Consider the following 23289-nt stretch of genomic DNA (forward strand, 5'->3'; position numbering starts at 1 on the left):
TATAGCAAATTAATTGTCATTTATTTTAATAAAATTCTCTATCATTTGCTTTCCGAAATCCGTCATTATCGATTCGGGATGAAATTGAAGGCCATAAATTGGGTAATTTCTATGACGTATACCCATTATCGTTCCATCATCTGTTTGAGCGGTTATAACAAGATCTGGCGGAAGCGTTGATCTTTCTACCACAAGAGAATGATATCTCATGCCCGTCAGAGGATTCTTAAGGCCTTTGAAAATTCCCTTCTCGTCATGTATTATTGTTGAGGTCTTTCCATGCTTTATTTCTGGTGCGCTTACTATCTTTCCTCCGTACGCGTAACCTATAACCTGATGACCAAGGCATATACCAAGGATGGGAATGTCATGAACACTTTTGACAAGTTCGGGACACACGCCGGCATTTTCAGGTCTTCCCGGACCCGGAGAGATTATTATCTTCTCGGGATGCATCTTTTTTATCTCTTCAACGCTTAAAAGATCATTTCTAATTATTTCGACATCTTCCTTTATCTCGCCGACGTACTGGTAAATGTTATAGGTAAAAGAATCGTAATTGTCTATTATAAGGATCATTCATATCGCCTCCTGGAGGGCTTTCAATTTGTTCAATGTTTCATAATATTCACGGTGAGGATCAGAGTCGTAGACTATTCCGGCCCCGCCCTGAATGTATGCCTTTTGATCTTTGAAAAGTATCGTTCTTATGGCAATGCACATGTCCATATTACCGCTAAAAGAAAAGTATCCAACGGATCCGGCATAGAAAGATCTTCTGATATTTTCAAGTTCTTCTATTATCTCCATTGCTCTTATCTTTGGTGCGCCCGAGACGGTCCCTGCGGGCAGGCAGGAGATAAGCGCGTCAAATGGGGTAAATGAACTTTTCAACTTCCCGCTAACCGTTGAAACTATATGCATGACATGCGAGTACATCTCTATTTCCATGAACTTTTCAACTTTAACGGATCCAAATTCGCTTATCTTTCCTATATCATTTCTTCCCAAATCCACAAGCATAAGATGCTCGGCCCTTTCTTTTTCATCTTTTATAAGTTCTAATGCAAGACTTTTATCCTCATTTTCATTTCTCCCGCGTGGCCTTGTTCCTGCTATCGGGTTTGTCATTATACGCCCGTTAAAAACGCTTACTAAACTTTCTGGAGAAGAACCTGCCATTTGAAAATCTCCAAAATCTATAAAAAACAGATAAGGAGAAGGATTTATAGACCTCAGACGCCTGTAGACTTCAAAAGGTTCAGAAGAATTCTCGACAGAAAGTCTTTGAGAAAGTACAACCTGAAAGATATCGCCCGATCTTATGTAAGATTTGGCCTTCTCGACTATTTTACAAAATTCCTCTTCGGTGAAATTGGATTTGAATTCTTTCTTTTGTGTGGGTGGAAGGTCGTGTATTTCAACCTTTTTAATATCCTCTGCGATTTTTTCAAATTCTTCAAGACTTTCATTGTAAGAATCTTTTTCGAATATATTTTTGACGATGAAGATCTTGTGCGTTAGATGATCGAAGGTTATGAAGTTCTTATAAAACATAAGGTATGAATCTGGAATTTTAAGTTCATCTGGATTTGTCTCGGGTATTTTCTCGTACTGCCTTATCACATCGTATCCCACGTATCCGACTGCTCCGCCGGTAAAAGGCACTTTCAAATCGAGATTATCGTAGTTCATCTTAAAAAGATTTTTTGCATAGTCGAGAATTCTGCCATTTTCTTTTTTTGAATTGTAAATTTCGATCTCATTTCCCCGTCCACCGATCTTAAGGTATGGATCTGCACCTATGAAAGAATATCTTCCATTTCTTCCCTGTTCGGCACTTTCGAGGAGAAATTTGTGCTTTCCCTTCAGAGAGTAAAAGATGCCTATTGGGGTGATCTCGTCTCCATTTATCTCTGCAAAGAATGGGAAAACTTTATTTTGATCTTTTAAATCCTCGAATTTTTCTCTGGTAAGATTAACCTTTATTTTCATCCAAGAGCGCTCCTTTCATCTCTTTTACGAATTCCTTAACCTTTTGATCATCCCTGCTCTTTGAAATGAGATCCACTATTGCACTTCCAACTACCACACCTTCACATAGATCTTTAACATCTTTCACGATCGAAGGATTAGAAATTCCAAAGCCCAAAGCCCTCGGAAGAGGCGTGAATTGTTTTACCGTTTCCATGTAAGTTTTTAAATCAGTCGAAATTCTTTCTCTCATTCCCGTTACACCGTTAAGAGAGACACAGTAAACGAATGTATCGGCAATTTCGACTATTCGCTTTATCCTTTCTTTTGACGTTGGAGCCACAAGGGGTATTAAAGAGATATCCGTGCCGCGCAATTTCAAAGACAATTCTTCTCTTTCTTCTATTGGCAGATCTGGAATTATAAATCCATCGATGCCGGCCATCAAAGATTCGGAAATAAACCTTTCAATGCCATATTTGAAGATAGAGTTGTAATAGGCAAGAAAGGCAAGAGGTATATCGCTTTTTGATCTTACATCTTTAACGCAATTCATTATGTCCTTTATTTTAGTTCCTTTTTTCAAAGATCTCGCAGATGAGTTTTGAATAACCGGGCCATCGGCAAGTGGATCAGAATACGGAATTCCTATCTCTACGATGTCTGCACCGCCATTTTCCATCGCAAAAATCATATCGGCAGTTGTCTTGATATCTGGATCTCCAGCGGTTATGAAGGTTATAAGGGCTTTTTCGTTGTGCGATTTTAGAAGATCGAATTTTTTCTTTATCCTATTCATAATTCCACCCTCATTATCTTCGACATTATGTCTATATCTTTATCTCCACGGCCAGAGAGATTAACGACGATTATCTTATCTTTCTCCATAGATGGCGCAATTTTTGCGGCGTAAGCGATGGCATGGGCGCTTTCAAGGGCGGGTATTATGCCTTCCAATTTGGAAAGCATCATGAAAGCCTCTACAGATTCTTCATCTGTGGCGTAAACATATTTTGCCCTGCCGCTTTCTTTAAGATAGGCATGTTCCGGTCCAACACCCGGATAATCGAGTCCTGCCGAGATGGAATAAACCGGCAATATCTGTCCCTCATCATCTTGAAGCACGTAAGTCATCATACCGTGAATTACCCCAATCGATCCACCCTGAAACGTTGCGGCATGCTTTCCACTTTCTATTCCCTTCCCTCCGGCCTCAACTCCTATCAAGGAGACCTCCTTTTCTTCGATGAACGGAAAGAAAATTCCCATTGAATTGCTTCCACCCCCAACACATGCTACGACGTAATCTGGATATCTTCCTTCCTTTTCGAGTATCTGTGCTTTTGTCTCATCTCCTATCACCCTTTGAAAATCCCTGACGATCGTGGGATACGGATGGGGGCCGACCACGGATCCCATAACGTAAAATGTCGTATCAACGTTGGTTACCCAGTCTCTTATCGCTTCGTTGATGGCATCCTTTAGGGTGCCTGTACCCGATTCGACAGATCTTACATTGGCTCCGAGTAATTTCATTTTGAAAACATTCAAAGATTGTCTCTGAATATCTTCACGTCCCATGAAAATTTCACACTCAAGGCCAAATTTTGCCGCAACTGTTGCCGTTGCAACGCCGTGCTGGCCGGCACCCGTTTCTGCTATTATCCTTTTTTTGCCCATCCTTTTTGCAAGCAGGACCTGACCTATGACGTTATTTATTTTGTGTGCGCCTGTATGGTTTAAATCCTCCCTTTTGAGGTATATCTTTGCGCCTCCAAGTGCCTTTGTCAAATTCTCGGCAAAATAAAGCGGTGTGGGCCGACCAGAATATTCTTTTAGATAATATCTGTATTCATCCATAAAAGATTTATCGGACATAGCTTTTTCAAATTCTTCCTCAAGATCCGTTAAGGCGTTCATAAGTGTTTCCGGTACATACTGTCCTCCAAATTTTCCAAAACGTCCATTCATTTTCTCACCTTCTCCACAAATAACCTCATTTTTTCAAAATCTTTGTACCCATCTGTCTCAATTCCACTTGAAACATCAACACCGTAAGGTCTCAAAATTTCGATGGCTTTTTCAACGTTCAAATGATTTAGTCCTCCAGCGAGAATGAAGGGTTTATTCAAAGTTATATTGGAAATTGAATTCCAATCGAAAGGTATTCCACTTCCTCCGGGAAGGCCCACAACGAAGGTGTCAAGCAATATTTTGTCTGCTCTTTGGAAGATAAAATTCTCATTTCCCTTTATCCTTACGGCTTTCCATATTTCCACATCCAGAAGTGACTTTAAAGTATCAACGTATTCATCGGTCTCCTTGCCGTGAAGTTGGACAATGTCGAGGTGCAGGGAATTAACTATTTCCGCTACAAAATCTATCTCTTCATTCACAAAGACACCGACACGTTTGATTTCGGGATCTAAATTTTCGATTAGCACCCTTGCCGAGTCTTTATCTACGATCCTTTTGCTCTTTGAAAAGACAAAACCTGCATAATCTATCTTCAAAATATTGACATAGCGGATATCTTCAATTCTTCTTAGACCACAGAATTTTATCTTAACCATTTAAATTTTCCTCGCTTCCTCGACGAATTTTTTTACATCGTCTTCATACATTCTCATCAAAGTCTCGCCGATAAGAACGGCATTGACGCCGAGAGATTTCACGTATCTAATATCCTCTAAATCCCTTATACCGCTTTCTGAAACGATTATCTTCTTATCATCGATGTATTTCATAAGGCGTTCCGTGGTTTTTAAATCGACAGAAAAATCTTTCAAATTCCTGTTGTTAATGCCTATGATTTCACAACCACAATCAAGAGCCATTCGCATCTCTTCGTAAGTGTGGACCTCGACGAGGGGATAAAGTCCGATCGAAGTTGCAAGAGTGTAAAATTCTTCAAGTTTTTTCCCGAGAATGGCCACAATAAGCAGGATGGCATCTGATCCTATCGCAAGGGACTCAAAGATTTGGTAAGTATCGACTATGAAATCTTTTCTCAGGACAGGCTTCGTGCATGAATCTTTGACGATCTTTACGTACCGATCCTCACCGTTGAAATACTTATCCTCTGTAAGTACCGATATGGCATCCACACCGGAATTTTCATATATCTGTGCCTGAAGGGCAGGATCAACAGATCTTATAAACCCTTTCGATGGGGATGATTGCTTGATCTCTGCGATCAAAGAGAATGAAGAAGAGATTGATGACTTGAAATCTCTCCTTTCACCATTTGTAACCTTGATCTTTTCAAGAGGCATCGATTTCTTTTTCTTTTCTACCAGAGAGATTTTGTAATTCACGATTTCGTCCAAGATCATACCTTGCTCCTCGAAAAGTCGATGATTTCATTGAGTTTTTTCAAAGCAAGGCCGGAATCTAAAATCTCAGATGCCATCGAAAGACCCGCTTTCATGTCCCTTGCTACTTTTCCCACGTAAAGGGCGGCGGCAGAATTTATAAGTACGATTTCTCTTTTGGGTCCTCTTTTTCCTTCAAAAATGGATCTTATTGTTGTTGCATTCTCGAGGGGATCTCCTCCTTTTATATCCTCTATACCTGCGTAAGAGATACCGAAATCCCTTGGATCGATCGTGTAATCTTTTATAATTCCTTCTTTTAACTCGGAGACGTAGGTTTTTCCAGTTATCGTTATTTCATCAAGGCCGTCGGATCCGTGAACGACCATCGCCCTTTCTATCCCAAGGTTTTTTAGCACTTCAGCGATCAAATGCACTATCTTTCCATCATATACACCGATCAATTGACCTTTGATCCCAACGGGATTTGTAAGGGGACCAAGTAGATTAAAAACAGTCCTCACACCGAGATCACGCCTAACGGGGGCGATATTTTTCATCGCAAGATGGTATTTCTGAGCGAAGAAAAACGCAAATCCCGTATTTTCAATAGATCTTTTCGCCATTTCGAAATCTTCCTCGATATCAATACCAAGGCTGTTCAAAACATCGGCGCTACCGCTCTTACTCGAAACTGCCTTATTACCATGTTTTGCAACCTTGATCCCCGCCGCCGCGGCAACAAAGGCAACGGCCGTAGATATGTTGAAGGTTTTTCCGCCATCTCCTCCAGTTCCACACGTGTCTATAACGTATCCATCGATGTTAAAGACTCTATCCATTTCTCTTATTGCGTCGACAAAACCGGTTATTTCATCTACGCTTTCTCCCTTCATTCTCAAAGCGATTAGAAAACCTCCAGCCTTGATCGGTGAGATTCCATTCATCATTTCGATCATGCTTTCTTTGGCTTCACGACGGCTAAGATCATAACCTTCGACGACCTTTGAAATCGACTCGTTGATCATTCTTCCACCTCCTTGTATAAAAAAATCGGGGATCTTTTTGAAGATCCCCGATGCTGAATACCATTTATGGCAAAATGATACCCTCACCCTTCAGCATCGGGTGCGGTACCACCACCAATTGTTGTTCAAAAATGACTTTAAATTTAAATTACTCATTTTATCACCTTGTTAAAAAATATACCACAAAAAGATGACAATGTCAATCTTTTCATTCGAAGATCTTTCCAAACATCTCTTTTATCTCTTTTTTTCTCTCCTCTCCGTTTATTTCTTTTATTATCGAATAAGTTGAATCCAGAGACTGGTATTTTTCTATTTTAAAATGTTTATCTGCGACGGCTGCAATCTGCGGCATATGTGTTATCACTATTATCTGTGTATTTTGAGACATTTCTTTCATCTTGTTCGCAATTGAATCGGCAGTTCTCTGCCCTATTCCGCTTTCTATCTCATCGAAGACAATCGTAGAAACGGGCAAAGTTCCGCTTAAGGCCGATTCGATCGCAAGGTAGAATCTCGACATTTCCCCGCCGGATGCTATTTTGGCTAAAGGTAGCGGAGGCATTCCGGGGTTTATTGAACCCAAAAATTCTATTCTGTCCTTTCCATTCGGCGTAAAGGAAGTTTCTTCGTGAAGGAATGAAAGGGAGGCATTTGGCATCGCAAGGTCTTTTAGGTTTTCATTTACGGCCTTTACAAGATTTTGCGCTGCCTCTTCTCTCATCTCTTTTATCCGTTCGGCTATCTTTTCCATTTTCTTTACCGTCGAATCGAATTTATCTCCCGCGTTTTTGATTTCAGACTCGGTGAGTTCGAGTCTTTTGTACCTCTCTTTCAATTCTTCGAGGTGTTTTTTCACCTCTTCGAAGGTCGGACCATACCTGCGCCTTAATTTTTCCATTTCCCCTATTCTCTCTTCGAGTTCTAAAAACCTTTCTTCATCAAACTCAAGGGAGTCGACATATCCAAGAAATGATTTCTTGAATTCCTCGATAAGCACAGAGATCTCTTCGAAACTTTCTGAAAATTTTCCATCCATTTTGTGAATCTCTTTTAATTTTTGCATGATCATTTCAATTGAGAATTCAAGTCCATGATCTCCTGAGATAAGATAATCGAGTTCTTTAGATATTTTCAATATCTCTTCGATGTTTGCCATTCTTCTGTATTCTTCCTTCATATTTTCATACTCTTCATCAGTCACAAAAAATCTTTCTATCCCTTCGATCTCATTTGAAATTTCTTCAATCTGAGATCTTATCTTTTCAGGTTCATTTTCCTTCAGAAGTTTAGAAAGTTCGATGTAATTATCGAAGAGTATCTTGTAATTTTTAATCTCTTCCTTCAAAGAAGGGAAGAAAATATCGACAAAATGCGTGTGGGTTTGAGGGTTTCTTAAAATCTGCGAAACTCCTTGATCGTGAATATCTATCCATCTTTGAACCTGATCTTTCAATTGTGCGAGGGTAACCATCGATCCATTTATTCTCGCGCTTGTCCGGGAAGGACCTATTTTCAAATTAACCACGAATTCTCCTTCTTCGACTATAAAACGTGCCTCGACCTCGGCAGAACCTTTTAATTCATTTTTCTCACCCAAAAGCGATTTCAAAATAGAAAGGAAAAGTGACTTTCCAGAGCCACTTTCCCCCGTTATCACATTCATTTTGTCAGAAAATTCTATTTCAATCTCATCGAAGAGGATGAAATTCTTTGCTCGAAGTTCTGAGATCACCGATTATCCTCCGCTACACAATTTTCCTTCTATGTAAACACCCTCAACTTTTGATCTGGCATCGAATGGATGACCGCTCCATATCACAAGGTCTGCATCCTTTCCCTCTTCAATGGACCCTACCCTGTCTGAAATGCCAAGTATTCTGGCGGGATTTATCGTAAGCATCTTTAGCAAATCCTCTTCCTTCGCACCATACCTTAGAGCACTCGCGGCCTGAATAGACGCATACTCGAGAGGAATTACCGGATGATCGCACATGAGAGCCGTCAAAACTCCCTTCTCATTCAATATCTTTATCGAATCCATAGTCATATCTTTTAACTCTCTTTTCGTCCTGAAGGTCATCAAAGGCCCTACAACTACGGGTATCCCTTTCTCTTTTAAATAATCGGCTATCTTGTACCCTTCTGTCCCGTGCTCTATGACGAATCTAAATCCAAATTCCTCCGCTATCCTTGTTGCAGTCAATATGTCATCGTAACGATGGGCATGAATTCTGGCCGGAATCTCTCCTTTAAGGACTTTTTCTCCCGCTTCGAGTTTGAGATCCCTTTCTGTGAATGGTCTGCCATCCTTCTGTGCGATCTCCTTCTTTTTCATGTAATCCTGTACTCTCGTAAAATAAGATCTTATGACAGATGCCACTCCCAAACGTGTCGATGGAGTCTTTTTTTGATCGCCGTAAACCCTTTTTGGGTTTTCACCGAAGGCCATCTTCAATCCCGCGGGCTCTTTGACTATCATCTCATTTACTATCTTTGATTTGAACTTTATTATCGCTCCTTGCCCTCCGATTGGATTCGCACTTCCGGGCACTATCATTACCGTTGTGACTCCGCCACTGAGTGCCCTGTCTATGGCATCATCTTCAGGGTTGAATCCATCAATGGCTTTAACGTCTGCAGTTACAGGGTCAGTCCATTCATTGCCATCTGATGACACTGGCTCATTTACCCCTTCTTCCCATAATCCTATGTGGGAATGGGCATCTATGAAGCCGGGAATCAAATATTTTCCCTCGAGGTCTATTACCTCTGTATCTTTGTCCTTTTTTATCGATTCACCAATTTTGTATATTTTGGAATCTTTGACAAGCACGTCTCCTTTGAATGGTTTGGACGTAATTGGAAAAACATTCGCGTTTTTGAAAAGTAATTTCATTTTATCATCCCAGTTTTGATAAAACATTTTCTATTTCCGCGTAATTGGGCTCTTTGCCCGGATCTTCAGATACCCAAGCGTAGGCTATCTTTCCGTTTTTATCGACAACAAAGACAGATCTTTTTGCGACAGAATAGCCCTTAATTCCAACGAAATTTTCATGAAGTCCACCGTAGGTCTTTGAAACCTTCCTTTCAAAATCACACAGAATTGGAAAATTGATCATGTTCTGCTGTGCGAAGGCTTTATTCGCGAATGGACCATCAACACTTATACCTATTACTTGCGCGTTGAATTTGTTAAACTTTGAAAGGCTGTCTCGCAATGTGCACATCTCTTTTTGACACACGCTTGTGAATGCGCCGGGATAAAATGCAAGAATCACATTCTTTCCTGCGAATTCTTTCAGGGATCTCATTTTCAAATCGGTATCGTAAAGTTCAAAGTCGACGGCTTTGTCTCCCAATTTCATTTGGACACCTCCTACTTTGAAAAATCTTTTGCCGTTCTGTACATCATCTCTATTTTATCAGATATTTCAACAAAAATACTAACGATCTTTGGATCGAACTGGGTACCCGCATTTTTCATGAGTTCTCCTATCGATTCCTGAATACTTTTCTCAGATTTGTAAGGTCTTTTTGAAACCATGGCATCAAAAGAATCAACGACTGTGACAATTCTTGCCTCTAAAGGTATCTCTTCGCCTTTTATACCCGTTGGATAGCCTTTGCCGTCGTACCTTTCATGGTGAAATAGCGCTATGTTTTTTGCGAATATCAACACATCATCATTTCCATCGAGTATTTCAGATCCTATAGTCGTGTGTGTTTTCATTATTTTCCATTCTTCTTCATCGAGAGGACCATTCTTAAAAAGAATTTGATCGGGTATTCCTATCTTTCCTATATCATGCAAGGGGGCAGTCATACGCACTTTGAATATGTCCTCCACCTTCAATCCGATCCTCTCGGCCACAAGCATCGAAAGTTCTCCGACTCTTTGAGTATGACCGTGGGTCTCGTTGTCTCTTATCGAGGCTATTTTATCGAGTTTTTGAAGTAGTTCTATAGAGAAATTTTCGGATCTTTTTATCTTAGAATAAAATTCATCTATCGTCGAAAAGAAAAGGTCGAATCTTCCCGATTGATCTTTTGAGAGGTCTGGAAATGCAGAAAAAAATTTTATCTTAAAAGACAGATCGGCAAAGTCCACCGGTTCTTCAAGTACAATATCGGCCATCTTTTTTAAATCGTCTGATATTGACTTCCTTGGTACTATAAGGATGAAAAGGTTTTTGATCCGCTTTCTTAGGTTTTTGAGTTTTTCGATATCGGAATTGTTGAAAACGCAAAAGATGAACACGTCCCTTGAATCCCTTACCTTTTCATCCTCAGACAAAGGAAAACCATTCATTTTTGACTTGATGACTTGCTTTAAAAATTCATCCTCGCATATTATCTTTATCTCACTCAACGATACCCTCGCCTTCTGAGTTCTCTTACAAGGAAACTCGCGACGTCTGCACCATGTGTTCCCCTTCCAAACCCAGCGTCCATGCCGGCCGATTTCGCAAGATCATTTGTTATCTGTGTACCTCCAGCAACTAAAATAAGTTTATCCCTTACACCTTTTTCTATTGAAAGATCGTTCAATTTCTTCATGTTGTGGATATGCACATCGTTGTGTGTTATTATCATCGATGCTAAGACAGCCACAGAGTTCGTTTCGACTGCGGCATCTATTAACTTTTCGACGGGCACACTTGTCCCAAGATAGATGTACTTTATGCCATATTTTTCTATTCCTCCATGTTTTATATCGAGTATCTCTCTCAACCCAACAGAATGTTCGTCGTTACCCACAGTACCTGCCACAACGCTAACCGGATATCTTTTGAAAAAGTCTATTATCTCTTCATCCGGTAATTGATCTATCTTCTCTGGCAATTTAATATCCTTAATTTTTATCGAGAATGGGACTCTTCCTTTTATCTCAACATAGGTCCCTTCGGCGGGATGAAGGACGGTCTTATGGATCACATTTATATCTGTAAGGCCAAACTTTTTCGCCGTTTCTATTGCCGCGGCTTCTGCAAGGTCTGGAGAGGTTGGAAAGGTCATGTCGATCTGCACAACGCCATCATTCAACCACTCAACTTCCGGCCTTATTTCGTCTTTTTCGATTTTTTGTAATCTCAAATTGACATTGTCACTTTCATCGAGTTCATCTATGTATTTTATCTTTTCTGGTTTACAAAGTGTGCATCCGCCTATCAAATCACATGGCTTCTCTATTCCGGATGGAAGGTTGTTATATCCAAAATGTTCGCAGACAGGCGCCATGTAATCTTTGTCTCTGGGCACTACTGTGCCGGCCGCGATCTCTCCATCTTTCTTTCTTTTTATCCCATCCCCAATTCTTTCGGGATAATAACCATTGTCAACGAAAAATCCCCTTTCCACGGCTTCAAAATACCCTCCAACCTCTATTATTTCCTCGAGCATGAGAATTGCCCTCATCTTTAATTCTCTTACCTTTTCATTTATTTTTTCTCTGTCTATTTTGACGTACTCTGTAAGTCCATCCAAGGCTATAAGGGCATGCTTGGCAGTCTCAACCCCGCGGATCGAGTTTATGTGCCATGGCACATTTCTTCCCTCGTCTGGCGTTATAGTAGACTGAAGATGGGCACCCGTTAGCCTTGTTATGAATGCGTCTATCATGTGCATTCTCGTTGCGTCGAAGAGATCCGATTCTATGTACTTTGTATTCATCTGGGCACGAAATCTGTAGCCTTTAAAGAGTTCTCTGACGGCAACGGCATAAGGCAAATTTATTCTCATGGTTGGCGTTGGCGCTGCCGTTGGCGGAACCGTAGATAGCGCTATATTCTCAGGCTTCATTCCCACTTTGACCGAATAAAGTGAATTTATACCGTGCTGGACGAGTAATTCTGGCATAACCTTCCACGATACCCTTGCCGAGGCATTTGCGTTATGGGCCCCGTCTATCTGAAGCATATTTGCCCATGCCATTATGCGTTTTGCAACTGCCGCATCGACAAAAGATCTCACGGGGTTTATTCCCCTGTACAGAACGTTGTATTGTGGATCCTGATGCGCACCATTGACTCCTTCTTCCGCAAAAAGAACGGCTATTTCTGGACCTGCTACACCGCTAACGTAGGAATGGAGATTTATAGGTCTGCCAACTTCTTCCTCTATCATGTCGAGAGCCTTTCGAGTTGCCCTCAATTGTTTTCTCGTTATTGGTATCCCGCCTATTCCTTCGGGTGTTCCTTCCATAAGACCGTCTATGTGCGATTGCCCAAGAGTTCTTATAACCATTATGTGATCGGCTCCATGCCAGGCGGCCATTCTCATCCTTCTTATATCATCTTCAAATCTTCCAGATGCTATCTCACTCGTTATGACAAGATCGGGTTGAGGATCTATGTTGTCAAAATAATGTGCGGCGGGAAGTGGGATAGAATTTTTCAAAGGTTCGCTTATCTGTCTGTATTCGTATCCATCCATCTTCCCATAGTACGGCTTCCTCCAGGTCCATCCACGTCTTTTTGGTCTGTAATGTTCGAGATCTTTGAGTATTTCATTTATGTCTATCTTATTGTTAACGTCCATTTTTATCAACTCCAAAAAGGGATCTTACCTCGTCCCAGTGATCCTCTTTTACGAGCAACTGACCGGCGTCAAGGTAATCCATCTTTTTTGCCTTTGCAAATCTGTAAACCACATTTCCAGCACCTTTACCGAGCAAGTTTTGCTCGAAGATCTTGTCAACGAGATTTTTGGCAGTTATGCTATCGAATCCCATCCTCAACAATACCGATCTCTCGATAGAAGGAGATGTATGTGTCCTTGCAAGTTCTACCAGAGGATCAACGACCTGTTCGACAAGTTCCCAGAACCTTCTGTCGAGTTCCTCATCGCTTAAGTTTTTAAGATGTGCGCTTCTCTCCTCAAAATCATCTGATCTTGTCATTTTAACACCTCTAATCTCTCTTTTACCTCTTCAAATGTCGATTTGGTGTCTTTGGCCATGAATTCGATTTCTGTATCTGAAAAATCTTTTTTATCGTATATTTTGATGGCCTCTTTCACATATGATCTCTTTAAACTCTCGAGAGGATATTCTATGACGCCTATCTGATCTATGCTTTCTGGTATCGCTATAACCTTCCCGGGTACATCTTCTTTAAGGGAATCACCATTCTTAACCGTTATTCCCATCTTCTTGGCGAAGGTAAGTTGTGCGCTTGGCAATTTTCCTGCCCCCGTGTATTCCGTTTCCTGGACGACCAAAATCTCATCTTCATTCATTTCTTTGGCAATCGCTATCGCGGCCGCAAGGGAGGTATTCCCTGCCGGTCCTCTCATCATGCCCTCAACCTGTGCAAGTGCCTCGGTGGTGAAAAAAACCTCTCCCTGAGTTACAAGGACGTACCTGTCAAGATATCTAAGAGATCTTGCCGCATTTCTTGGTACATCTACCCTATCCGGGTAGGCCGCGAATGGTATTCCGAATCCCGTATGGCCAGTCGTAAAGGACTTCCTGTTGAAGTCGTGATCGCTTGCCATGTGAAGGCCTCTTAAGTCCACGCTTGCTCCTATGACCTTTGTTTCAACGGCACCGGCCATCTTCAATCCTCTCGCCGTACCCGTAACATTTCCTCCCCCTGCGTGCGTGATCACAACTGCATCTGGAAATTTTCCGAATCTTTCCTTAACCTGCATTGCAACTTCGTATCCGAGGGTTTCAACTCCTGCAATTCCAAATGGAGTGTAAAGTGACGCATCAAAAAAGCCTGTTTCATCAAGTAACTTCAGCGTGTAATAAAAAAGTTCCGGCCCAACAGTTAACTGGACGACCTCCGCTCCGTAGGCTTCACATGCGCGTCCTTTCTCGAGGATCTCGGGCTGTCCTATGTGTTTACTATCAAAGGTTTCCTGAACTATTATCGCCCTTAGATTGTATTTTGCTGCCTGTGAGGCAACTGCCGCTCCGTAATTGCCAGAAGTGGCCGCTATGACGCCTTTGTACCCATGCGTTTTTGCATGGTAGACTGATACCGATGCCCTTCTGTCTTTGAAACTTCCAGAAGGATTGGCGGATTCGTCTTTTAAAAATATCCTTGCTCCCTTTCCCTTTTTAGAATACATTCTTACAAGTTTGGTGAGATTTTTAAGTTCGACAAGAGGTGTATTCCCAACCTGCGTTTCTGACTGTATTTTTTTTATCTCATCGAATGTGTAAGAAACCTCTTTCATCATTCTTTCGTAGTCAAAGGCTATTCCTTCGATCTCGAACTTTGAATAATCTATTCCAACGGCCTTTTTTATTATCTCATTCTTCCTTTTTATGATCTCCTCGTACATTTAAGCGTCCCTCTTTTCGAGTATACTTTTCAAAGTAGGCCCTATCTTCAAAAGTTCGGGCAAAGGTTCTCCGAAATCATGCGTGTAGCGAGGATTAACCTCGACAAGGATTCCTTCAACCTTTCTTCCGCTTAAAGTTGTTATCTCGACTTTTTCTCCGATATTCGCATCATGATTCAAAAATCCATTCACCCACATCTCAAGGGGAACCTGCTTTGTATCGTCGGGCAAAGATGGGGCACGATCGGAGGGATTAAGAATAACATCGTGAATTTTAACCCATTCTCCTTTTTTTGCCACATCGATCATCTCAATTCGTTGATCATTCCATAAGGTATTCGCATATCCTTCATAGTCATAAGACCCGGTCTCGATTCTATGACTTTGGGTATCATGTTGGTAGCCATTGCGATTGTGCCCTTTCCGCCGGGGATTTCTGGCTTTATTTCGAGAGATATATTCGGATCTCCTTCTATTTGAATGAAATCTCCTGTCTTTACTTCTTCGAGTTCAGGGTGGATCTGCTGTGGATGGACAAGTTCAATTTTGACCTCGCCGTTTACGAATCCACGGCCTATATGTTTGCATCCGGCAACGTAACCGGGCTTGACTTTAACGTACGGGGTTTCACGATATACCTTTGATACGATGGGTTCTCTTTCTTCTTCTATCTTTTCAACCTTCCACCCAAGGGCATCTCCTATCATGTATATAGACTGCCTAAAGCCGATATGACCGACGATCTTACCGTTTTTTATGCCATCGTAAAACTCCTCAACGCTTGTTCCGACACCTTGCGTTCTCATAACCTCATTTCCAAATGGTGAAAGATCATTTATGCGCTGGGCTTTTATCTTTTTTACATCTAAACACACACCGGTCAGGGACAATATCAAAGTATCGAGAACAAAGCCCGGGTTTATACCGGTTCCAAGAATTGAAACGTTATGTTTTTTTGCCAAGGAGTCCATTCTGTGCGAAAGTTCGGGATAATCGATCCAAGGGTAGGCCATCTCTTCGGCAAGCGTTATCACGTTGACCGAATTTTCTACTGCCAATTTTATCATCGGAAAGACCACAGGAACAAAGGAGGCCGTCGCGATGACTATTAAATCCGGATCAAATTCTGAAATCGCTTTTTGCGGGTCTGAGGATATCTGAATATCACTTTCGATCCCGAAAGACTTTAAGGATTTTCCCTCGAGATCCTTTCTAAAGGTTTCGATAACTCCAACGAGTTCGAGTTCACGTTTTTGGAGAATGTTTTTAACGATGCCACTTCCCATGGCACCCATTCCCCATACCATGATTCTGTACATTTTATCTTCCTCCTCACAAAGATTGAATTTTTTTATTGTAATCTATGAACTGATTACCAATCTTCGCTATAACTTCAAAATCATAAGTGCCCGTTGATGGAAAGGTGATCGTCTGCCATGATTTAGAATCAAGAAGCACCCTTGCACCGCCGGGATTCATTATTATGTTGTGAGATCTGTCGTTGTAAAATCTGTAAAGTTCTATATTTTCCTTCTTCACTATAACGGTAAGAGAGTTAAGCACAACGTACTTCTTGTTAAAAAGATCGTTGTTGACAAGAGATATTGAAAAAGAGGTTGGAACATTTTTATTTACGTATAAAGGAATATCGGAAATTATCTTTATGCCTGAGATATCGCTGAGATCTGATTTGTTTACAACTGAAATTGAAGACGTCGCGGACAGATCCTCTGATCCAGATATTTCAGCGCTAAGATAGTAATTGCCCACATTGAGAGGAATGGTTTTGTAATCGTAGATTAAAGCCTGCTGGCCAGATTGAATTGGAAAAATTGAACTTATCGCGATGTTTTTAGAATTAAGGATTTTTTTATCTGAGGTAAAGATGGTAAATGAGATATTGTTGACATGCAGATTGACGGTATTTGGTGTGTTGTTCTGAACGTAAAGGCTTAAATCTGCGCTTTGTCCTTCGATGAAGAAATCATTTTGAGAAGTTATTGAGGCAAAGATTACCGAGGAGTATTTGAATGTTTTTTCTATAGAGACTACCTTACCATCGAAATTCATGAGTATTTTTGCGGTGTATTCGCCGGGTTGAAGGTTTGAAAGATTTGTGTCTTTTTTCAACTCGTAAAGCAAGATCGTGCTGTTAGGCCCTATTTCAGATTTTATGACATCTGATGTGTTGAAAACGTAGATCGGTGTTGAATTGCCCGTTATTTTAAGGCTAAAGGAATATATATCAAAATTCCTTGAAGAAGACGAGAGATTTGAAAGATAAACATAAAAATTGAGAGGTTCTCCCGAAAGGTAGTTATCTTTTGGAGAGGTAATGTAGATTTGAAAATCGCCAACTTTTGCAAGTGAATTCACCTTTACCGTATTTGATCCGCTAAAGCCAAAATAAATCAAAAAAATTGCCAAAATTGCGGCAAAATTTATCCCAAGAATAAGATTAACCCTTCCGAAAGGTCTTTTTGGCTTTTTGGGATTTTTTTGGCTGTCTATTTTTTCCCACTCTTGGGGGGAATGAGAATAATATTTGTAGCCATCTGAATTCATGCACTCCTCACCACACGGTTAACTTCTTCGTAAGAAGTTATTCCTCTAAGTATCTTCTCTACACCATCTTCGAACATCGTTCTCATGCCGTCACGTATGGCCGCTTCTCTAAGTTCGTTGTCAGAGGCTCCCCGATAAATAAGTTCTCTCAATTTATTGGTGACTATCATAACCTCATTTATTGCCGTTCTTCCTTTGTATCCTTCATTGCAATTTCTACAGCCGACTGCCTGATACATGACGGGTTTAATCTCTGGATAAAATGCTTTTGCCACTTTTAATACGTCTTCATTTACCTTTATTTCGGCCTTACAATCGTTGCAAAGTTTTCTAACAAGTCTTTGTCCGACGACTCCAATGAGCGCAACCCCAAGCATGTGAGAATCTATTCCAAGGTTTATGAGCCTCGAAATGGCTGAAGGAGCATCATTTGTGTGAAGCGTGCTAAGAACAAGGTGACCGGTCATCGACGCTTCAACTGCCAACTGTGCCGTCTCTTTATCTCTTATTTCTCCTATCATTATTATGTCCGGATCCTGGCGAAGAACCGATCTTAAGAATCTGGGATATGTAAGACCTGCTTCGACATTTACCTGACATTGATTTACTCCCTCTATGTTGTACTCAACCGGGTCCTCTATTGTGACTATATTTTTGCTCACGTCCTTTATTTCGTTTATTGCGGCAACAAGAGTTGTGGATTTGCCGCTTCCGGTTGGACCTGTTAAAAGAATTATTCCGTAAGGATAATTTATTAGTTCTCTAAATCTTTTGAGATTGTATTCGCTAAATCCAAGATCTGACACCTTTTGCTCAGAAGAGGAAACCTTCAATATCCTCAAAACAGCCTTTTCACCGTATATGGTTGGCATTGTCGACACACGAAAGTCGTATTGATCATTTAGATATTTCATGAAAAACTTTCCATCCTGTGGCACTCTCTTTTCGGCAATATCGAGGCCTGACATTATCTTTATTCTCGATATGACGGAAGCATGCATAGATTTGGGATAGGATGTAACTTTTCTAAGAACACCATCAACTCTGTACCTTACATTTACACCTTGATGGGTTGGCTCTATGTGTATATCGCTCGCATTCTGAACTATCCCATTTTCAACGAGCGTTTTTGCAAGTTTGACCGCAGGCGCCTCTTCGGATTCGACAAATTCTTCTCTTACTTCTTCTTCTTTTGTAGTTTCAACATTTGAGATTATCTCAGACGTATCGACCTGAGAGCCAAATATATACTGATAAACCGTATCGTATACGTCTTTAGAAACAACGGCTATCTTTGGATAAAGATTGGTCAGAAATCTTATTTCTCTTACTATCTGAGTGTAGTTCAGAACGTTGTCGGTGGCAAGCCATAGATTATTTCCATCTTTTCTGTACGGGATTATTCTGTAAGTGTCTATGAGATTTTTTGGTATTAAATTTATTATGTCTGCTGGAATATTGGAGGGAAGATCTTGAATTCTTGGCAAATTGTACTGTGCCGCAAGCGCATCTGCAATATCATTCCACGTTACGAAATGATTTTCCACAAGCACTTCCCCAAGCATCTTACCGCTCTTTTGCGATATGTCAAGAGCCTTATCGAGTGTTTGCTGGGTTATGTACCCCATGGAAACAAGAATCTCGCCTATTTTTTTGTAAGGCGTTGCCAAAATAAATCCTCCACTCTTACCTTAAGAAATCATCAAGGCCTGACCTGTATATTGCCGGTATATCGCTGTCTGTAAAGAGTAATTTGTCTGCCTCTTCAAATCCAGTCGCTATGAGGGTAACACGCAATTCATCTTCTGGAACAGAATCGTCTATTATGAGACCGAATTTGACATCTGCTTCCTCGCTGCATCCCTGTCTTATAACGGAAGCCGCCACATGCATTTCTTTCATCGTGACATTCTTGGGAGCGGAGACATTCAAGATGATCGAAGACGCATTTTTAACAGGCTGCTCGAGAAGTTTAGAATCCATAGCCATCCTTGCGGCATCTTCTGCCCTGTTCTGACCTTTTCCTATTCCTATTCCAAGCATCGCAGGTCCTGCATTTCTCATTACAGCCTCAACATCTGCAAAGTCAAGGTTTATGTAGCCTCTCTTTGTTATAAGTTCGGATATTCCCTTGACCCCTTGATGAAGCGTCTCATCGGCCTTGAGAAAAGCCTCCGGTATTGTAGTATCCGGTGGAAGTTCTTCGAGCAGTTTGTTGTTTGAAATTCTTATAAGTGTGTCGACATTTGAATGTAATTTTTTGAGACCCTCAGTTGCTATTCTCCATCTGTTATTTCCCTCAAAATAAAAAGGCGTCGTCACAATCGCAACCGTTAAGATCTGCATCTCCTTTGCGATCCTCGCTATTACCGGCGTGGCTCCTGTACCGGTTCCTCCACCCATACCGCATGTTAGGAAAAGTAAATCGGTACCGTCGAGTATTTCTTGAATTTCGGATTTGCTTTCTTCTGCGGCCTTTTCACCGATCTCGGGATATCCTCCCGCTCCGAGTCCTCTTGTTGTCTCGGCACCGAGTTGGATGGTAACGTCGGCCTGACTTGCCTCTAACACCTGCAAATCCGTATTGGCGGCGACAAAGACAACATCTTTTATGCCAGATTCGATCATCCTCGTTATGGCATTGTTACCGGCTCCACCAACTCCCATGACCTTTATAACTGGAACTCTTTTTATTTTTCTTTCTTTATTTGTGTCTTCCGTGATCTCAAAAGGCATTTATTATACCTCCTTCAGGAGAGATCATACCAATTTTTTCAAAAAATCCCATAATTTTTTAAATGTTCCATTCTGAACGCTTTCTCCAACCTTTTCTTCTGTTGTCTGCTGGGGATTTTGCACATTTACGGCAGGGGCAGAGGTCTGCTGGACAGGCTTAGTTTCTAACCTTCCGTATTTGTAAGCGTATATGTATGATCCAAATAAAGGTCCGTAAGCCGGCACACCCATTACATCTTCTGCTCCCGTAACTATGACGTTATTCGATGAGATGTAATTTCCATTTCTTGCGGAGATATTGAAGATCGTTCCAGCGACTGAAGATATACCGGGTATAGATGCTCCTCCTCCCGTAATTACTATTCCTATAGGATTAAAGGAAGGATTTGCGTTGAGAATCTCATTTAAACTTCTTCTCGAAAGACTTAACATTTCCTTCGCTCTTGCATATGCCGTCATGGATATCGATCTTTTCTTAACGCTCTTTTTGGTCTTGCTAAAATCGACAACCTCAACCATATCATTCTCATTTAACTTCTCATAATCCAAATTGGAATGATAAAATAAAACCCTCTCTGCTTCCGGATACGAAACTTTAAAGACCGTAGCGATATCTTTTATCATCTTTTCTATGCCAAAAGGAATGAATTTATACCCAATGGGCATTCCATCCATGTAAGCGATCATCTTAAATGTCGAATATCCGAAGTCGAGACATATTATTCCCCGGTTCTTTTCATTTTCGGTCAGGACGCCTTCTCCGGCAACAAGGCCAGGATGCAATACACTTACGGAATCGAATACGTAACCCTGAAAGAGATTCATCAATTCATTTTTGGGAAGCGGATCCATCTTGACCTTAACGATATCGGCATGAATTTTAGAGGTGGCCATGGAGAGAGGATTTATAACCTTTCTTCCGTCATCCAAGGTATAACGCACCGGTATCACGTCTATTATGTCCGAACTTTTAACGGCCTCTTTTCTTATTTCTTGAATGTGTACAGGAGAGATCGTCTCGATTTTTGAAAATTCTTTGCTTATCTTGGCAAGTTCAAGAGAGAAAAAATTCTCCGAAGCCGTCACTACAAGATGTCCGCCAAGCGCTTTTTTCATCAACTGTGTTTGGAGTTCGCCTAAAGCCTCGCCAACACTTGCTCTAAGGCTTAGAGCGTCGACTATTTGACCGCCGTACATGCCATTGGATTTGACGCTGGTATAACTTAAGATTTTGAATCCGTCCGCAACTCTTTCGGCAAATGCAGATTTTATATTGTAAGAACCTATATCAACTACCGTTATTCCCCCTACTTTAGCCATAAAATAGGGCACCTCCTTCATGGAGTTTTACAAATTATAACACTTTAAATATAAATTTTCATACTTTAAAATTCTCTTTGATTTTTTCGATTATAACACGAAATAATTGATCTTGTTCCATCTTTCCATCTACCTTGACAAATCTCGAAGCAGTTGATATCTGATCATACCCTTCTATGACTTTCTTTATGAATTCTATTCCTTCTGATTCAATTCTATCTTTTTTTTCTCTTTTTCTTTCTTCAAAAACCTTCTCGTCTATCTCTATGTAAAAGGTGAGATCTGGATACACAAGGTCGGTGGCGAATTCGTTTATGAATGTCACGATCTTCTTTCCAAGTCCTCTTCCAAATCCCTGATAAGCAACGGAAGAATCTATGTACCTGTCCAAAATGACAAATTCTCCAGCCTTTATCCTCGGCTTTATCTCTTGAGATACAAGTTGGGCCCTCGATGCCGCAAACAGCAAAAATTCAGTCTTTGGATCCATTGGCGAATCTGCGTTGTCGAGGAGAATTCTTCTTATTTCCTCGCCTATCTTTGTTCCTCCAGGCTCTCTGAAGACAGAACATTTTATTCCCTTTTTTTCAAAGTAATCTTTGAGCATTAAGATCTGTGTCGATTTGCCACATCCATCTATTCCTTCAAAGGTTATGAGCGGCACATTCCACCTCCATCAATGCATAAAATCTTTTTCCGTAAAAAGTGCGTACTTTGGTAAGAAACTTATTTTTATACTTCCTATAGGTCCATTTCTTTGTTTCCCTATGATTATTTCTGCCTCTTTTGGATTGTTGGCCTCTTCTTTTTGATCTTTTTCTTCCTCCTTCTTGGCTTTGTAATAATCTTCTCTGTGAATGAAAAGGACGACATCCGCGTCCTGTTCAATAGCGCCAGATTCTCTTAAATCGCTAAGCCTCGGTCTCTTTTCATCTCTTTGCTCAACGGCTCTTGAAAGTTGTGATAGAGCCACGACACAGACATCTAACTCTCTTGCCAAAAGTTTCATCGCCCTTGATATGTCCGATATCTCCTGCTGTCTGTTGTCTCTCTTGTCTCTCGATCGAATCAATTGAAGATAATCTACAAAGACTATATCGAGGCCAAATTCCTTTTTTATCTTTCTTGCCTTTGTTCTTATCTTCAAAACATCGACAAGTGGATCATCATCTATTATTATTGGAAGGTCTCTTAACCTGCTCGCAGAATTTGTCAACCTTTTCCAATCATCCGTTGAGATGGCACCACTCCTTAAACTTTGAAGGTCTACAAATCCATCTGCGCAGAGCATTCTTTGGGCAAGTTGATCTGCACTCATTTCGAGGCTAAAGATAGCAACCTTTTTTTGGTAAAGGAAGGCCATATTCTTTGCCATTGTCAATGCCAAAGCCGTCTTTCCCAAAGAAGGTCTTGCGGCTATTATGACAAGATCTGACTTATGAAATCCCGCCGTCATCGCATCAAGAGTTCTAAAGCCAGTTGGAAGGCCAGATACGAGAATTCCACTTTCAGGTGATTCTCTTTCTATCTTTAATTTCTCTATCTTTTCAAAGGTTGAATTTATGATCTCTCTTATAGGCATGTAAGTTCTTGAATTTTCCTCTTCGGCTATTTTGAAGATCATGTTCTCCGCTTCATTCAATATGTCTTCGGGATCCCTTTGATCGTAGGCCGCATCTATTATCTTTCCAGAAACGGATATTAACTGTCTTAACAATGACTTTTCTTTTATTATTTTTGAATAATACTCAACATTTCCAAGAACCGGAACGGAATCGGCAAAGTGAACGATGTTAACCTCTCCTCCGACGAGATCGAGTTGTTTTTTTGCGTTAAGAAGATCGGTAACGGAAAGCACATCTATAGGTTTGTTGCTCTGAAACAATTCTTCCATGGCCTGAAAGATGAGTTTTGTAGGTGTAAAGTAAAAATCATCGTGCTTAAGGATTTCAAAGACCTGATCTGCACTTTCTGGATTTATGAAAATGGCGCCTATTACGGCCTCTTCGGCCTCCTTGCTTTGAGGGATCAATTTCAAATTTTCCATAAGATCA

Annotated in this window: 22 protein-coding genes; all 22 read right to left on the reverse strand. The window is 40.8% G+C overall.

The annotated features are described in order from the left end of the window. Window positions 1-9: 9 nt before the first annotated feature. On the reverse strand, window positions 10-579 hold the full coding sequence (locus tag ATHSA_RS04820) for an anthranilate synthase component II (RefSeq protein WP_161848008.1): 570 nt from the start codon (window positions 577-579) through the stop codon (window positions 10-12). After that, window positions 580-1995: an anthranilate synthase component I gene (trpE, locus tag ATHSA_RS04825; protein ID WP_161848009.1), complete on the reverse strand. Its 1416-nt coding sequence runs from the start codon at window positions 1993-1995 to the stop codon at window positions 580-582. It abuts the gene before it with no gap. Further along, complete coding sequence (trpA, locus tag ATHSA_RS04830) at window positions 1979-2773, reverse strand: tryptophan synthase subunit alpha (protein WP_161848010.1); 795 nt, start codon at window positions 2771-2773, stop codon at window positions 1979-1981. Before trpA ends, trpE begins: the two co-directional genes overlap by 17 nt. Further along, window positions 2770-3945, reverse strand: coding sequence for a tryptophan synthase subunit beta (gene trpB, locus ATHSA_RS04835; protein WP_161848011.1), 1176 nt, complete (start codon window positions 3943-3945; stop codon window positions 2770-2772). The genes trpA and trpB overlap by 4 nt, the downstream gene beginning before the upstream one ends. After that, window positions 3942-4547 (reverse strand): phosphoribosylanthranilate isomerase, encoded by a 606-nt coding sequence (locus ATHSA_RS04840; RefSeq protein WP_161848012.1) that lies wholly within the window; start codon window positions 4545-4547, stop codon window positions 3942-3944. The genes trpB and ATHSA_RS04840 overlap by 4 nt, the downstream gene beginning before the upstream one ends. Further along, window positions 4548-5309, reverse strand: coding sequence for an indole-3-glycerol phosphate synthase TrpC (trpC, locus tag ATHSA_RS04845; protein ID WP_161848013.1), 762 nt, complete (start codon window positions 5307-5309; stop codon window positions 4548-4550). After that, window positions 5306-6316, reverse strand: a complete 1011-nt coding sequence (trpD, locus tag ATHSA_RS04850; RefSeq protein WP_161848014.1) for an anthranilate phosphoribosyltransferase — start codon at window positions 6314-6316, stop codon at window positions 5306-5308. The genes trpC and trpD overlap by 4 nt, the downstream gene beginning before the upstream one ends. Before the next feature lie 208 nt (window positions 6317-6524). Further along, the gene (locus ATHSA_RS04855) at window positions 6525-8051 is read right to left on the reverse strand and encodes a DNA repair protein RecN (RefSeq protein ID WP_161848015.1); all 1527 of its coding nucleotides are present in this window, start codon (window positions 8049-8051) and stop codon (window positions 6525-6527) included. 3 nt (window positions 8052-8054) lie between these two features. Then, window positions 8055-9215 carry an amidohydrolase gene (locus ATHSA_RS04860; RefSeq protein ID WP_161848016.1) on the reverse strand — a complete coding sequence of 387 codons (1161 nt, stop codon included), beginning with the start codon at window positions 9213-9215 and terminating at the stop codon, window positions 8055-8057. Window positions 9216-9219: 4 nt separating this feature from the next. Continuing rightward, window positions 9220-9687, reverse strand: a complete 468-nt coding sequence (locus ATHSA_RS04865; RefSeq protein WP_161848017.1) for a peroxiredoxin — start codon at window positions 9685-9687, stop codon at window positions 9220-9222. Between the two features lie 11 nt (window positions 9688-9698). After that, window positions 9699-10691 (reverse strand): HD-GYP domain-containing protein, encoded by a 993-nt coding sequence (locus tag ATHSA_RS04870; RefSeq protein WP_161848018.1) that lies wholly within the window; start codon window positions 10689-10691, stop codon window positions 9699-9701. Then, window positions 10688-12859 carry a D-ornithine 4,5-aminomutase subunit OraE gene (gene oraE, locus ATHSA_RS04875; RefSeq protein ID WP_161848019.1) on the reverse strand — a complete coding sequence of 724 codons (2172 nt, stop codon included), beginning with the start codon at window positions 12857-12859 and terminating at the stop codon, window positions 10688-10690. Before oraE ends, ATHSA_RS04870 begins: the two co-directional genes overlap by 4 nt. Continuing rightward, entirely contained in the window at window positions 12849-13220 is a 372-nt protein-coding gene (locus tag ATHSA_RS04880) for an ornithine aminomutase subunit alpha (RefSeq protein WP_161848020.1), read from the reverse strand. Before ATHSA_RS04880 ends, oraE begins: the two co-directional genes overlap by 11 nt. Continuing rightward, on the reverse strand, window positions 13217-14614 hold the full coding sequence (gene ortB / locus ATHSA_RS04885) for a 2-amino-4-oxopentanoate thiolase subunit OrtB (RefSeq protein WP_161848021.1): 1398 nt from the start codon (window positions 14612-14614) through the stop codon (window positions 13217-13219). The genes ATHSA_RS04880 and ortB overlap by 4 nt, the downstream gene beginning before the upstream one ends. Then, entirely contained in the window at window positions 14615-14923 is a 309-nt protein-coding gene (ortA, locus tag ATHSA_RS04890; RefSeq protein WP_408626191.1) for a 2-amino-4-oxopentanoate thiolase subunit OrtA, read from the reverse strand. It abuts the gene before it with no gap. After that, the gene (gene ord, locus ATHSA_RS04895) at window positions 14920-15933 is read right to left on the reverse strand and encodes a 2,4-diaminopentanoate dehydrogenase (RefSeq protein ID WP_161848023.1); all 1014 of its coding nucleotides are present in this window, start codon (window positions 15931-15933) and stop codon (window positions 14920-14922) included. Before ord ends, ortA begins: the two co-directional genes overlap by 4 nt. A gap of 13 nt (window positions 15934-15946) precedes the next feature. Beyond that, complete coding sequence (locus tag ATHSA_RS04900; protein WP_161848024.1) at window positions 15947-17179, reverse strand: hypothetical protein; 1233 nt, start codon at window positions 17177-17179, stop codon at window positions 15947-15949. Continuing rightward, on the reverse strand, window positions 17176-18807 hold the full coding sequence (locus ATHSA_RS04905) for a GspE/PulE family protein (RefSeq protein ID WP_408626224.1): 1632 nt from the start codon (window positions 18805-18807) through the stop codon (window positions 17176-17178). The genes ATHSA_RS04900 and ATHSA_RS04905 overlap by 4 nt, the downstream gene beginning before the upstream one ends. Before the next feature lie 58 nt (window positions 18808-18865). After that, a complete protein-coding gene (gene ftsZ / locus ATHSA_RS04910) occupies window positions 18866-19915 on the reverse strand; it encodes a cell division protein FtsZ (protein ID WP_161848026.1) in 1050 nt (349 codons plus the stop codon). Between the two features lie 24 nt (window positions 19916-19939). Continuing rightward, entirely contained in the window at window positions 19940-21235 is a 1296-nt protein-coding gene (locus ATHSA_RS04915; protein WP_161848027.1) for a cell division FtsA domain-containing protein, read from the reverse strand. Window positions 21236-21293: 58 nt separating this feature from the next. After that, complete coding sequence (gene tmk, locus ATHSA_RS04920; protein WP_197739104.1) at window positions 21294-21899, reverse strand: dTMP kinase; 606 nt, start codon at window positions 21897-21899, stop codon at window positions 21294-21296. Window positions 21900-21911: 12 nt separating this feature from the next. Continuing rightward, window positions 21912-23273: a replicative DNA helicase gene (gene dnaB / locus ATHSA_RS04925; protein ID WP_161848946.1), complete on the reverse strand. Its 1362-nt coding sequence runs from the start codon at window positions 23271-23273 to the stop codon at window positions 21912-21914. Window positions 23274-23289 lie beyond the last annotated feature (16 nt).

It is taken from the genome of Athalassotoga saccharophila, assembly GCF_009936215.1.
Lineage (GTDB): Bacteria > Thermotogota > Thermotogae > Mesoaciditogales > Mesoaciditogaceae > Athalassotoga > Athalassotoga saccharophila.